Source organism: Hamadaea sp. (assembly GCF_013362815.1).
GTDB lineage: Bacteria > Actinomycetota > Actinomycetes > Mycobacteriales > Micromonosporaceae > Hamadaea.
Map to the genome: position 1 here is coordinate 34,300 of NZ_JABFVK010000029.1, position 12,762 is coordinate 47,061.

Sequence of the window (12,762 nt, forward strand, 5' to 3'; positions counted from 1 at the left end):
GTCGGCTGGCTTTCGGGCTAGGCCCAGAGCTGTCCTTCGAGCGCCTCCTCGGCGTCGGCCAGCGTCCCGGTGTACGCACCGGTCGACAAGTACTTCCACCCCGCGTCCGCGACGAGGAAGGCGACGTCCGCCTTCTGCCCCGCCTTCGCGGCGGCATGGGCGACCGCGAGGGCGGCGTGGAACACCGCGCCGGTGGAGAAGCCGACGAACAGACCCTCCACTTCGACCAGTTGACGCGTACGCAGAACGGCGTCCTGGGTGCCGACGGAGAACCGCCGGGTGAGAACGGTGGCGTCGTAGAGCTCGGGAACGTAGCCCTCGTCGATGTTGCGGAGCCCGTAGACCAGCTCGCCGTAACGGGGTTCAGCCGCGATGATCTGGATGTCGGGGTTCTTCTCCCGCAGGTAGCGACCGGTGCCCATGAGCGTCCCGGTGGTACCCAGCCCGGCGACGAAATGAGTGATCGTCGGCAGATCGCGCAGCAGCTCGGGACCGGTCGTCTCGTAGTGGGCACGAGCGTTGGCCTCGTTGCCGTATTGGAAGAGCATGACCCAGTCGGGGTGCTCCTCGGCGATCCGCTTCGCCGTGACGACGGCCTGATTCGAGCCGCCCGCCGCCGGCGAGAAGATGATCTCCGCGCCGTACATGCGGAGCAGTTGGACGCGCTCCGCCGACACGTTCTCCGGCATGACGCATACCAGTCGATAACCCCGCAGCTTGGCGACCATGGCCAGAGCGATGCCGGTGTTGCCGCTAGTGGGTTCGAGGATCGTCGCGCCCGGGCGCAGGGTGCCGTCCGCCTCGGCCGCGCGGACCATGTAGAACGCGGCGCGGTCTTTCACGCTGCCGGTCGGATTGCGGTCCTCCAGCTTGGCCCAGATGCGCACGTCCTCGCTCGGCGACAGGCGAGGCAGACCGACCAGCGGGGTGTTGCCGGCCAGATCGAGGATGGAGTCGTATCGCATGGGCACCTCCTGCGCGGGGACACCGCTGTCGATCATGAACCTAGGGGTGCCGACACACCGTCGAGACGGACCCTAGGTTCATGATCAACGCGAAAGGGAGCGTCAGCGGCCGAGGTACGCCGCAGCGGCGAGCAGCCCGAGAGCGCCACCGGCGACGGCCGGCAGAATCGTCACGGTGTCGCCGTCGCTGACCTTGGCGTCCAGCGAACCGAGGAACCGGACGTCCTCGTCGTTGACGTAGATGTTGACGAAGCGGTGCAGCGCGCCCTCGTCGGTGATCAGGCGGCCCTTGAGGCCGGTGTGCCGGGCATCGAGGTCGGACAGCAGCTCGGCGAGGGTGTCGCCGGAGCCCTGGACGGCCTTCTGGTTGCCGGTGTAGCTGCGCAGGATCGTGGGGATGCGAACTTCGACGGCCATGGTTTTCTCAAACTCCTTGGAAAGGGTACGAACGGGGACGGGCGAGGAAGGCGGTCCCTAGCCGCGACACTCGTAGTCGACCGTCGTCGGAGTCTGGCCGAACATGTAGGACTGCACGGCGAGCTCGTCGCCGCCACCCACCAGCTTCACTGGTTCCTCAGTCACCACGCCGTCCAGGATACGGAAGGACCGGACCTCGGTCACCTCCGGCTCACGTGTCGAGACGAGCAGGTAGTGGGCACCCGGCTCACCGGCGTACGAGACGTCCGTCCGGGACGGATACGCCTCCGTCGCGGTGTGCGAGTGGTAGATGACCACCGGCTCCTCGTCGAGGTCGTCCATCTCCCGCCAGACTCGCAACTGCTCCATCGGGTCGAACCGATAGAACGTCTGCGAGCGTTCCACGTTCTCCATGGCGATGTGCCGGGTCGGGGTGTCCGCGCCGATCGGGCCGGTGACCACGCCGCAGGCCTCGTCCGGGTGGTCCCGGCGGGCATGGGCGACGATCGCGTCGAGGATCGCCTTGTCGATGGTCAGCACGCGGACAAGCGTATCCGGCGACGGCCTTCGGGTGGACCGTGAGCTACCTCATGATCGCGTCGAGCAGCGACTCCTGGAGATACCCCAGGTATGCGTACACCGACAGCTGGAACGCCCGGGCGGATTGGACGTCCCGTTCGATCTCCTCCGTCAGCGCCTCGTCGAGATCGGTCTCGTCGGTGATCCCGAGGCGTACGCCCATCGCGAGGCGTACGTCGTTGATGGCGCGCAGCCAGGCCTCGGAGGCTTCCGCGTCGAGCCGGACCTCGGCGCCGGACGGGTCGAGCTCGTCCTCACCGGGCAGCGCCGCCAGAACCGCGCCGGCCTGGTCGATCTTGCTCGTCTTGAGATCGCCCTCGGTGAAGCGCCGGAAGTCGGCCGCCTCCTCCGGATCCTCCGGATAGACGGCGGGGAACAGGCGTACGACCACGGGGTCGGAATGGTCGAAGCCCTCGGTCAGCAGCCCCACGACCTCGGACGCGACCCGGCGCAGCACGCGCACCTCATCGAGCGAGAGCGTGGCGACGCATTCCTCGCCCTCCCGGCGGAACAGGCTCACTGCTTGTCGACCGTCGCCCAGAGACCGTAGCTGTGCAGCCGGGCGGCGTCGTATTCCATCCGCTCCCGCGCGCCACTGGACACGATGGCCCTGCCCTTCGTGTGCACGTCCATCATCAGCGTCTCCGCGGTCTCGCGGGAGAACCCGAAGAGCTTTTGAAAGACAAACACGACATAAGTCATGAGATTGACAGGATCGTCGTGGACGATCGTGACCCACGGCCGGGCTTGCTCCGGCTCTTCGGCAGTCTCCGGCCGCTCCACCGGCAGGATCTGGGGCGTGGTCATGACCCCATCCTGCCACGGGATCGCGGAATCTCACCGTCCCGGCGAGGACCGGGTGTGTGCCCGTACGCTGTGACCGTGCGTGGATCACCCGGGCTCCTCACCGACCAGTACGAACTCACCATGGTCAGCGCCGCGCTGCGGGACGGGACGGCCCAGCGGCCGTGCGTCTTCGAGGCGTTCGGCCGCCGGCTGCCCAACGGCCGCCGCTACGGCGTCGTCGCCGGGATCGGCCGCCTCATGGAGATGATCTCCGAGTTCACCTTCGATCCGGACGAGATCGCGTACCTCGTCGGGCAGGGCATCGTCGACCAGGCCACCGGCGACTGGCTCGCGGCGTACCGGTTCACCGGCGACATCGACGGGTACGCCGAAGGCGAACTCTTCTTCCCCGGCTCGCCGATCCTGACGGTCAGCGGCGCCTTCGCCGAGTGCGTGGTCCTCGAGACGCTGATCCTGAGCGTGCTCAACCACGACTGCGCCATCGCGGCCGCCGCCGCCCGGATGGTGACCGCCGCCCGGGGTCGTCCGATCATCGAGATGGGCTCCCGGCGTACGCACGAAGAAGCGGCCGTGGCGTCCGCCCGAGCGGCGTACCTGGCGGGGTTCGCGTCGACGTCGAACCTCGCAGCCGGCCTGCGCTACGGCGTACCGACGGCGGGCACCGCCGCGCACGCGTTCACGTTGCTCCACGACGACGAGTCGACGGCGTTCGCCTCGCAGGTCGCCGCGCTGGGCACTGAGACGACGCTGCTGGTCGACACCTACGACATCGCGCAGGGCATCCGGAACGCGGTCGCGGTGGCCGGACCGACCCTGCGGGCGATCCGCATCGACTCCGGCGATCTGTCGGTGCTGGCGGCTCAGTCCCGGCAGCTGCTCGACGAACTGGGCGCGCCCGACGTGAAGATCATCGTCAGCGGCGACCTCGACGAGTACGCCATCGCCGCCCTCGCCGCAGAACCAGTCGACGCGTACGGAGCAGGCACGGCAGTGGTCGTCGGCAGTGGAGCACCCACGGCCGGACTGGTGTACAAGCTGGTCGAGGTGGCCGGTCGGCCGGTCGTGAAGCGGTCGGAGAACAAGGCGACCGTCGGTGGCCGCAAAACCGCCGTACGCCGCCACAAGCCGACCGGGACGGCGACCGAGGAGGTCATCTGCTCCCAGGGTGCTCCCGAGGCGCAGCCGAACGACCGGTTGTTGCAGCGGGCGTACGTGGTGGGCGGCAAGCTCGTCGACCCCCCGGTGCTGGCGGACGCTCGGGAGCACCTACGGCAGAACCTCGTCTCCATCCCCTGGGAGGGGTTGAAGCTGTCGGCCGGCGATCCGGCCATCCCGGTCACCTTCGTCACCGCGTAATCCCTTGATCAGCGGAGTTTTCGCGGTGCTATGACCCCACGAAAACTCCGTTGATCAAGCAATAGCCACGCCCGCAGCCGACAAATCAGCCAGAGCAGTCTCCCGCGACGAAGCAGCGACAGCCGCAGTGAGCGAAAGCAGCACGGTAGTGGAAAAGCCGGCAGCGGCAGCGTCCAAAGCGGTGGCGCGTACGCAGTAGTCGGTGGCGATGCCGACGACATCCACCGAGGTCACATCCCGCATCCGCAGCCAAGCGGCCAGCCCGATGCCGTTGGCGACTCCCTCGAATCCGGAGTACGCCGCCGCCTGCTGTCCCTTGAGGAACACCGCTTCAATGCGATCCGTGTCCAGCTCGGGGTGGAACTCCGCGCCGGAGGTCCCCGCGACGCAGTGCACCGGCCATTCCTCGAAGTGCGAGCCCGGATCGACGTGATAGTCCTTGGTGGCCACCACGTGATCCCAGGTGCCGGTCGCGAGCGCCGCGGAGACGTCCGCGGCGACCTGCGCACCTCCGGTGACGGCCAGCGAACCGCCTTCACAGAAGTCGTTCTGCACGTCCACGATGATCAGCGCACGGCTCATAGGCCAATGATCGCATCATCAAGCGCGCAGCAGTGGGCGCGTGAGGCAGGTCGGCCCGCCGTCGCCCTTGGCCAGCTCGCTCGCGTCGATCTCGTGGACCTCCACGCCCCGCGCCCGCAACTCCGAAGTCGTCCGCGGGTTCCCGGCGAAGATCACCACGACGCCCGGCCGGACGGCGAGGATGTTGCAGCCCAGCGTCTCGTACTCGGCGTCGTCGACCGCGATGGTCTCGATCCCGCGCTCGGCCAGCAGTTGCAGCAGCGGCACCGGCATGATCGGCGGGTACACGACGGCCAGGTCGTCCGCGATCGGCGAGATGCCCGACATGAGGTGCAGCACGTGGGCCGGTCCGCGGTCATGCGGCAGATCCACGGTCACCAGCTCCTGACCTTCGGCCGCCAGCCACGCGCGCAGCTGGTCGTGGGCCCGCTGGTTCGTGCGATAGCCCCGGCCCGCGACGACCAGGTCGCGGGCGATCCAGCACACGTCGCCACCGTCCATGACCGCGTCCGGTTCCAGCTTTCCCACCACTGGTACGCCCAACGCAGCGACCAGTTCCGCTCCCTCGCGTTGCCGGGCCGGCTTGGCCGATCGGAACTCCACGACTCCGGAGCCGATGACGAACGCGGGATCGTAGGCGAACACCGCGTCGACCTGCCCGTCCGCCGCCGGCAGCCGTTCCACCTGCACCCCGAGATCGGTCAGGAGCTGCGCGTACGCGTCGTGCTGCCGGACGAGGAGGTCCGGGTCGGGGAGGCGCCACCCGGCTCCGGCGAAGTCGCCGGTCGTGGTTGGCCGACGCAGCGCCGCCCGGCGCAGGTCGGAGACGGAGGAGCGTACGCCGAAATCAGTCATGGCTCGGCATCGTATTCGGCTTGCGGACTTGTCACACCACCCGGGCATGATAGGAGCGCTATGAGTCTCGCACCTTACCGCCACGTCCTCGCCCTGCCCGGCGTACGCCCGATCCTGCTGCTCGGGTTGATCGCGCGCATCCCGATGACGGCGATCGGCATCTCGTTCACCCTGCACACCGTGCTGACGCTGCACCACAGCTACGGCGAGGCGGGCCTGGTGACGACGATCTACACCATCGCCGCCGCCGTCTCGTCGCCGCTGATGGGCCGGATGCTCGACCGAGGCGGGGTGCGGCGGGTGATGGCGATCACCGGTTCGGCGCAGCTCGTGATCTGGTCGATCGCCCCGAGCCTCGGGTACGCCGGACTCCTGGGCGCGGCCGCGTTCGCCGGTCTGTTCGCCATCCCGATCTTCGGCCTGGTCCGCCAGTCGATCTCGGCGCTCGTCCCGGACGACCAGCGCCGCCCGGCGTTCGCCCTGGACTCGATGGGCGTGGAGCTGTCGTTCATGGTCGGCCCGGCGGTGGCGGTGGCCGGGGCGACCGCGCTGTCGAGCACGCTAACGATGTACGTCCTCGGCGCCGCGATGGTGCTGGCGGCCATCGGGGTCTACTGGCTCAACCCGCCGATGCGATCGGACGCCGAAGAGGCGGCCGCGGAGCAGGTACGCATCCCGCGTCGGCAGTGGTTGCGGGGGCCGGTGCTCGCCGTGCTCGCCACCGCGACCGGCATGACCGTGATCCTGAGCGGCACCGACATGGCCGTCGTCGGCATCCTCCGCGAAGCCGGGGCGACCTCGTCGACCGGACTCGTCATCGCCTTGTGGTGTGCGTACTCCCTGGTCGGAGCGCTGATCTACGGCGCGCTGCACCGCCCGTTCTCGCCGCTGGCACTGGTGGCCGTCATGGGATTGCTCACCATTCCGGTCGGGCTGTCGCCGAGCTGGCTGTGGCTGTGCGTACTGCTCATCCCGGCCGGTCTGCTCTGCGCGCCGTCGATCACGGCCGGTAATGAGGCGATCACGCGCCTGGTTCCCGCATCGTCGCGCGGCGAGGCGATGGGTCTCCAGGGTTCGGCGATGACGGCCGGTGTGAGCCTGGGCGCGCCCTTCGCGGGCTTCGTCGTCGACATGGCCGGGCCCGGCTGGGCCTTCGCCGCTGTCGGTGCGGCCGGAATTCTCGTCGTCGCGGCGAGCCTGCCGCTCTACCGCCGTCCCCGGCCCGTTCTGGAGCCCGTGTTTAGCCACTGAGCGCGGCGGGTAGTGCGGCCCGGGGGCACAACAAGCGCCGCGCATTCTCCCGAGTGCGCGGCGCTTTGCCTCAGCTGCAGATCACGGTTACGCATGCCATCTCGGCGCACGGAAGCATGCGTAACCGTGATCTGCAGCACCCCAGGACTGGTCTGCAGTACGCAAAGAGCCCCGCCGAAGCGGGGCTCTTTGCGTACGAGATCAGTCTTGGGGTTCCAGGGCCTTCGGGGTTGTCACGGTGGTGTTGAGCGCCAGATGCGGGAACTTCGCGTCGAAGGCCGGCCGCTCCGAGCGGATCCGCGGCATCGTGTCGAAGTTACGCAGCGGCGGCGGGGACGAGGTCGCCCACTCCAGCGAGTTGCCGTGGCCCCACGGGTCGTTGACCGTCACCAGTTCGCCCGCCCGGTAGGACTTCCACACGTTGTAGAGGAACGGCAGCGTGGAGATGCCGAGCACGTACGCCCCGATGGTGGAGATCGTGTTCAGCGTGGTGAACCCGTCCGTCGGCAGGTAGTCGGCGTACCGGCGGGGGAAGCCCTCCGCGCCGAGCCAGTGCTGCACGAGGAAGGTGCCGTGGAAGCCGATCGTAGTCAGCCAGAAGTGCAGCTTGCCGAGCCGCTCGTCCAGCATCCGGCCGAACATCTTCGGGAACCAGAAGTAGATCCCGGCGTACACGGCGAACACGATCGTGCCGAAGAGCACGTAGTGGAAGTGCGCGACGACGAAGTACGAGTCGGACACCTGGAAGTCGACCGGCGGGCTGGCCAGCAGTACGCCCGACAGACCACCGAAGAGGAAGGTCGTGAGGAAGCCGATGGCGAACAGCATCGGCGACTCGAAGGTGACCTGGCCGCGCCACATCGTGCCGATCCAGTTGAAGAACTTCATACCGGTCGGCACCGCGATCATGAAGCTCAGGAACGAGAAGAAGGGCAGCAGGACCTGGCCGGTGACGAACATGTGGTGGGCCCACACGCTCATCGACAGACCGGCGATGCCCAGCATGGCCAGGATCATGCCCTTGTAGCCGAACAGCGGCTTGCGGCTGAAGACCGGGATGACCTCGCTGATGATGCCGAAGAACGGCAGCGCCACGATGTACACCTCGGGATGGCCGAAGAACCAGAACAAGTGCTGCCAGAGCATGGGCCCGTTGGTGGCCGCGTCGAAGACGTGCGCGCCAAGTTGCCGATCGGCCAGTAGCGCCAGCAGCGCCGCCGCGAGCAGTGGGAAGACCATCAGGACGAGCAGCGAGGTCACGAGGATCGACCAGGTGAAGATGGACATCCGGAACATCGTCATGCCGGGGGCGCGCAGGGTCAGGATGGTCGTGACCATGTTGACCGCGCCGAGGATCGTGCCCAGACCGGAGATGGTCAGACCGACGATCCACATGTTGCCGCCGGGGCCGGGCGAGTTCACGGCGTCGTTCAGCGGCGCGTACGCGAACCAGCCGAAGTCGGCCGCGCCGCCCGGGGTGACGAAGCCCAGCACCGCCACCGTGCTACCGAACAGGTAGAGCCAGTACGCGAACGCGTTGAGCCGGGGGAACGCGACGTCAGGCGCTCCGATCTGGATCGGCACGATGAAGTTCGCGAACGCGAAGACGATCGGCGTCGCGAACATCAGCAGCATGATCGTGCCGTGCATGGTGAACAGCTGGTTGAACTGCTCCGGGGACAGGAACTGCAGCCCCGGCCGGGCCAGCTCGGTCCGCATGAGCAGCGCCATCAGGCCGCCGATCATGAAGAACGCGAACGCCGTGACCAGGTACATGATCCCGATCTGCTTCGCATCCGTCGTACGAATGATCCGCGCGATCGCCGAGCCCTTGACGTTCGGTCGGACCGGCCACTGCCTGGTCTCGATCGGCTTCGGTGCGACGGTTGTCACGAGCGGCCTCCTGTGCTGTTCACCAGCTGGTGTTGTTCGGGCGTCCCGCCGTCCGCGAGGGTGAGCGGATCATCGGCGGGGCGTACCACGGACGCAGAATAGTCCCCCGCACGCCGCCAGGACGCATGGGGTGCCTGGACGCGCCGGGCCCGCACCCACAAGCGGGTGCGGGCAGCGCGTCACCGAATAACGTTCGTGTTGAATGTGCCCAGCTCGAACGCCACACCGAACTTGATGGCACCGGCCGCCAGCGCACCGAGCACCAACAGGACCAGGCCCCAGGCGATGAGGTGGTCGGCGTCGGGCAACGAGCGGACGGCCTTGAACACCCGGCGGATGAAACCCATGCCGGTCGCCTCCGGCGCGGCGGCCGAGGTGACCGTCGTGTCGGTGCCGACCGAGTTGGCGGGGCGCAGCTGACCCCGGGCGTGCAGGAAGATCAGCGTCGCGCCGGCGAGCACGAGGACCGCGCCGAGCAACGCCATGGTGAAACCGATCCAGTCCGCCATCGAATTCATCGAGGGCTCCCTCCCCATAGCGCCGTCATCCATTGACGGCCGACTCAGGGTAAAGGAAGCGGGCGCGGCCGACCCTCCCGTCGTACCGCGCCCGCTGCTCACCCCGCGTTGATCATGAACCTAAGGTCCGGGCCGAAGGCGTTTCCGGACCTTAGGTTCATGATCAACGCGAACGCGCGGTCAGAGTTCGAAGCCTGCTGGGAAGGGATCGGTCGGATCCAAGAGGTACTGCGCAGTGCCCGTGATCCAGGCCCGGCCGGTCACGGTGGGCACGACCGCGGTCCGGTCGCCGACCGTGGTCTCCTCCACCAGCCGCCCGGTGAATCGCGTACCCAGCGGCGACTCGTTCACGAACGGCCGATCCAGCGCCAGCTCGCCACGGGCGTACAGCTGCGCCATCCGCGCGCTCGTCCCGGTCCCGCACGGCGATCGGTCCACCCAGCCCGGGTGGATGAGGGTCGCGGCTCGGGCGTCCGCGCCGTCTTCTCCCAGCTGGTACGCGATGACGTGGCGACAGTCGTCGATTGCGGGGTCGACGGGGTGCGTGGGGGGCGCCTGTTCCATGACGGCGTCCATGATCTTCAGACCCCGGTCGAGCAGCGCCGGGATGTTCTCCCGGGTCACCGGCAGACCCAGCCGTTCGGCGGGCAACAACGCGTAGAAGTTGCCGCCGAAGGCGATGTCGACGATTACTTCCCCGAGCCCCGGCACCTCTAGGCGTACATCTTGAGAATGCAAGAAGGAGGGGACGTTGCGGATGGTGACCCCGGCAGCGCGACCGTCGCGGACCTCGACCTGGGCCACGACCAGGCCGGCGGGCGTGTCGAGCCGGATGGTGGTGACCGGCTCGACCACCTCGACCATCCCCGTCTCCACCAGGACCGTCGCGACGCCGATCGTGCCGTGGCCGCACATGGGCAACCAGCCGGACACCTCTATGTAGAGGACGCCCCAGTCGGCGTCGGGCCTGGTCGGCGGCTGGAGGATCGCACCCGACATCGCGGAGTGCCCACGCGGCTCGCACATGAGCAGTTTCCGCAGGTCGTCGCGCTCTTTGACGCCGAACAGCCGACGTTCGGCCATGGTCGCGCCGGGGAAGACGCCGACGCCGCCGGTGATGACGCGGGTCGGCATGCCCTCCGTATGCGAGTCGACTGCGTGGAAGACCTTGCTGCTAAACACCGCCGGCCCCCTGGGGGACGGCGCCATCAGCACTGCCGAGAGCTTTCTTCATGTCGGCAGTGACCTGGGCGTGCAGCTCCGGCGAGAGCGGCAGGCGCGGCGGACGGCAGGGACCGCCGTAGCGCCCGGCCAGCTCCATGCCGAGCTTGATCGCCTGAACGAACAACGGACGGGAGTCCCACCGGTACGCCGCGTGCACCTGCCGGTACAACGGCAACGCCTCGGCCAGGTTGCCCTCGATGCAGAGGTTGTAGAGGCGTACGGACTGCTCGGGGAGGGCGTTGGGGAAACCGGCGATCCAGCCGACCGCGCCCTGTGACACGAGTTCCAGGAGAACGTCGTCCGCCCCGGCGAGCACGTCCAGTCCGGGGGCCAGCTCGTGGATGCGGTGCACTCGGCGTACGTCGCCGGAGAACTCCTTGACCGCCTGGATCAGCCCCTTGCCGTGCAGTTCGGCGAGCAGCTCCGGAACCAGGTCGACCTTGGTGTCGAACGGGTTGTTGTACGCCACAACGGGCAACCCCGCCGCCGCCACCTGCTCGTAATGCGCGACTACTTCGGCCGGGGACGCGGCGTACGCGTTGGGGGGCAGCGACATGACGGCGTCGGCGCCCGCTTCCGCCGCCTGCTCGGCCCACCGGCGACCCTGATGACCCCCGTACGCACCCACGCCGGGCACCACGGTGACGTTGTCCGGGACGGCCTCCACGACGGCGGTGACGATGCGCGCCCGCTCGTCGTCGGTGAGCGTCTGGTACTCCCCCAGCGACCCGTTCGGCACGATCCCGTGGCAGCCGTTCACACCGAGCCAGGCGACGTGTTCCTGCAGCCGGTCGAAGTCGATCGACAGGTCCTCCCGGAAGGGTGTGGCGATCGCCACCAGCACCCCGTTCCACGGCTTATTCATGTGATTCCTCCAACTGGTCTTGCGGGTCGTTCGTCATGAGCAGGCGCAACGGGACCGGCGTCGCGATCGGACGATTCGCGTACGCGAGCGGGGCGCAGCCGAGCACATCGGCGCTGGACAGCCCGCAGAGCCGGCCTTGGCAGCGGCCCATCCCGGCGCGGGTCAGCAGTTTGACGGCGCGGGGATCGTCGGCGCCGAGCGCCTGTGCGGCCCGCACTTCGCCGAAGGTGACGCCCTCGCAGCGGCACAAGACGGTGCCGTCGGCGACCCGTGTGCTCCAGCCGGGGGCGAAGCCGTGCACCTCGTGCAGGGCGTCGGCGAAACGGCGCGCGGCGGCGGCCCGCCTGCGCCAGGGCTTCGAGGCCACCTGGTACGCCGTTTCGTCGAGGCGCCCCAGGTGGCGTGCGGCGGCGAGACCCGCCAGGGTGCCGGTGGCGTACGCGGAGTCCGCGCCGCCCACCCCGGCGAGCTCACCCGCCGCGAAGACGCCCGCCTGCGAGGTCCGCAGGTCGGCGTCCACCTGCGCGATCGGGCTGCCATCCCTCGGGTCGACGAGGAGTGCGCAACCCAACGCGCTCGCCAGCTCCACCTGTGGGGTGAAGCCGTGGCCGACGGCGACCGCGTCAACGACCGCCGTACGTTCCTTTGTGCCACATCGCAGTTTCGCGATCATGACGTCCCGCTCGGGAGTGATCTCTCGCACTTCCCAGCCCGACCAGACCGGCACCCGGTGACGCCAGAGCCGACCCCGGTACGCAACCGCCTGCCAGAGCTTGCGCGGTGCGCGTACCACTGTGGAAAAGTGCCGTGACCAGGCTCGGGGCCGAACCGGATCGGCGACGGCGACCACGTCGACCCCGGCTTCGGCGAGCGAGACCGCGAGCGAGAGCAGCAACGGGCCGGTTCCCGTGACCAGTACGCGTTGCCCGACCTTGACGCCGAGCCCCTTGAGTCGGGCCTGCGCGCCGCCGACGGTGACGACGCCCGGCAGCTCCCAGCCGGGGAACGGCACGACCCGGTCGTACGCCCCGGTCGCCAGCACGATCGCGCGCGGCTTCAATTCTCTGGTGGTTCGGCCGTCGACGTCGGCGATCTCCAGCGTGCCCGGGGTGGCTCGCCAGATCTCGTGGCCCAGCAGGAACCGGATGTTCTCGTGCCGTTCGGCGCGCTGGATGAGCTTCGGCGGGGTGTTCTCGTGCACTGTGGACTGACGGAGGTACTGCCCACCCGGCTTCGCTCCACGGTCCACCACCAGCACGTTGACCCCGTGCTCGGCCGCCGCCAGCGCGGCCGTCAGTCCGGCTGGGCCTGCCCCCACGACGACGAGCTCCCGCTCCTTGGACGCTGGATCAGGGTTCTGGGTCGAATCTTGGGCCAAGATTCGACCCAGAACCCTGATCTGCTGCGGATCTTGCGCGGCCGCGGCGGGCGCGACGGGCGCGACGGGCGC

General features: G+C 68.7%; 14 protein-coding genes. 2 read left to right on the forward strand and 12 right to left on the reverse strand.

What is annotated here, in order from left to right; all coding sequences use genetic code 11:
- Positions 1-17 precede the first annotated feature (17 nt).
- From HOV77_RS15995 to clpS, 5 genes are all read right to left on the reverse strand, one after another.
- Positions 18-965, reverse strand: a complete 948-nt coding sequence (locus tag HOV77_RS15995) for a cysteine synthase (protein WP_290862990.1) — start codon at positions 963-965, stop codon at positions 18-20.
- A gap of 102 nt (positions 966-1,067) precedes the next feature.
- On the reverse strand, positions 1,068-1,382 hold the full coding sequence (locus HOV77_RS16000; RefSeq protein WP_290862992.1) for a MoaD family protein: 315 nt from the start codon (positions 1,380-1,382) through the stop codon (positions 1,068-1,070).
- A 57-nt stretch (positions 1,383-1,439) separates the two neighbouring features.
- On the reverse strand, positions 1,440-1,922 hold the full coding sequence (locus tag HOV77_RS16005; RefSeq protein ID WP_290862994.1) for a M67 family metallopeptidase: 483 nt from the start codon (positions 1,920-1,922) through the stop codon (positions 1,440-1,442).
- A 43-nt stretch (positions 1,923-1,965) separates the two neighbouring features.
- A complete protein-coding gene (locus HOV77_RS16010; protein ID WP_290863016.1) occupies positions 1,966-2,502 on the reverse strand; it encodes a DUF2017 domain-containing protein in 537 nt (178 codons plus the stop codon).
- The gene (gene clpS / locus HOV77_RS16015) at positions 2,478-2,768 is read right to left on the reverse strand and encodes an ATP-dependent Clp protease adapter ClpS (protein ID WP_290862996.1); all 291 of its coding nucleotides are present in this window, start codon (positions 2,766-2,768) and stop codon (positions 2,478-2,480) included. The genes HOV77_RS16010 and clpS overlap by 25 nt, the downstream gene beginning before the upstream one ends.
- Positions 2,769-2,837: 69 nt before the next feature.
- Here clpS and HOV77_RS16020 point away from each other — a divergent pair, with 69 nt between their 5' ends.
- Positions 2,838-4,124 (forward strand): nicotinate phosphoribosyltransferase, encoded by a 1,287-nt coding sequence (locus HOV77_RS16020; RefSeq protein ID WP_290863018.1) that lies wholly within the window; start codon positions 2,838-2,840, stop codon positions 4,122-4,124.
- A gap of 54 nt (positions 4,125-4,178) precedes the next feature.
- Here HOV77_RS16020 and HOV77_RS16025 read toward each other — a convergent pair whose 3' ends face one another.
- Both HOV77_RS16025 and HOV77_RS16030 read right to left on the reverse strand, forming a co-directional pair.
- Positions 4,179-4,706 (reverse strand): isochorismatase family protein, encoded by a 528-nt coding sequence (locus HOV77_RS16025; RefSeq protein ID WP_290862999.1) that lies wholly within the window; start codon positions 4,704-4,706, stop codon positions 4,179-4,181.
- An 18-nt stretch (positions 4,707-4,724) separates the two neighbouring features.
- Positions 4,725-5,561: an arginine deiminase family protein gene (locus HOV77_RS16030; protein ID WP_290863000.1), complete on the reverse strand. Its 837-nt coding sequence runs from the start codon at positions 5,559-5,561 to the stop codon at positions 4,725-4,727.
- 60 nt (positions 5,562-5,621) lie between these two features.
- Here HOV77_RS16030 and HOV77_RS16035 point away from each other — a divergent pair, with 60 nt between their 5' ends.
- On the forward strand, positions 5,622-6,812 hold the full coding sequence (locus HOV77_RS16035) for an MFS transporter (protein WP_290863002.1): 1,191 nt from the start codon (positions 5,622-5,624) through the stop codon (positions 6,810-6,812).
- 201 nt (positions 6,813-7,013) lie between these two features.
- Here HOV77_RS16035 and ctaD read toward each other — a convergent pair whose 3' ends face one another.
- From ctaD to HOV77_RS16060, 5 genes are all read right to left on the reverse strand, one after another.
- Positions 7,014-8,705 carry a cytochrome c oxidase subunit I gene (ctaD, locus tag HOV77_RS16040; protein ID WP_363260349.1) on the reverse strand — a complete coding sequence of 564 codons (1,692 nt, stop codon included), beginning with the start codon at positions 8,703-8,705 and terminating at the stop codon, positions 7,014-7,016.
- A 179-nt stretch (positions 8,706-8,884) separates the two neighbouring features.
- A complete protein-coding gene (locus tag HOV77_RS16045) occupies positions 8,885-9,223 on the reverse strand; it encodes a hypothetical protein (RefSeq protein ID WP_290863004.1) in 339 nt (112 codons plus the stop codon).
- A 180-nt stretch (positions 9,224-9,403) separates the two neighbouring features.
- The gene (locus HOV77_RS16050) at positions 9,404-10,405 is read right to left on the reverse strand and encodes a proline racemase family protein (RefSeq protein WP_290863006.1); all 1,002 of its coding nucleotides are present in this window, start codon (positions 10,403-10,405) and stop codon (positions 9,404-9,406) included.
- Positions 10,398-11,312 (reverse strand): dihydrodipicolinate synthase family protein, encoded by a 915-nt coding sequence (locus tag HOV77_RS16055; protein WP_290863008.1) that lies wholly within the window; start codon positions 11,310-11,312, stop codon positions 10,398-10,400. Before HOV77_RS16055 ends, HOV77_RS16050 begins: the two co-directional genes overlap by 8 nt.
- Positions 11,305-12,762 (reverse strand): NAD(P)/FAD-dependent oxidoreductase (locus tag HOV77_RS16060; RefSeq protein WP_290863010.1); only part of this gene is annotated, 1,458 nt, incomplete at its 5' end. The genes HOV77_RS16055 and HOV77_RS16060, both read right to left, overlap by 8 nt.